The following is a 262-nucleotide window of genomic DNA, read 5'->3' as shown; positions in this document are numbered from 1 at the left end:
CTCTCCGCGCACTGGCGCGAGCTGTGGCAGGACGCGCTCCAGGAAGATGACACCACGCCGGTGCTGGCGCACTTAAGCGACGATGCCCGCCATCGCGTGGTGGCGCTGATTGCCGATTTCCGCTTCGAACTGAACAAACGCGCCATTGGCCCACGCGGTCGTCAGGTGCTGGATCATCTGATGCCGCATCTGCTGTGCGATGTCTGCTCCCGCGAGGATGCGCCGGTGCAGCTGTCGCGCATGATGCCGCTGCTGAGCGGGA

General features: G+C 65.3%; 1 protein-coding gene. It reads left to right on the top strand.

Translation table 11 applies throughout. From position 1 onward, the window contains the following. The coding region (locus tag RTW80_RS29650; protein WP_312721706.1) for a hypothetical protein at nucleotides 1–262 on the top strand (262 nt) is incomplete at both ends.

Source organism: Escherichia sp. AM3, from assembly GCF_032029835.1.
GTDB lineage: Bacteria > Pseudomonadota > Gammaproteobacteria > Enterobacterales > Enterobacteriaceae > Escherichia > Escherichia coli.
This window is presented reverse-complemented; position numbering and strand designations above follow the sequence as displayed.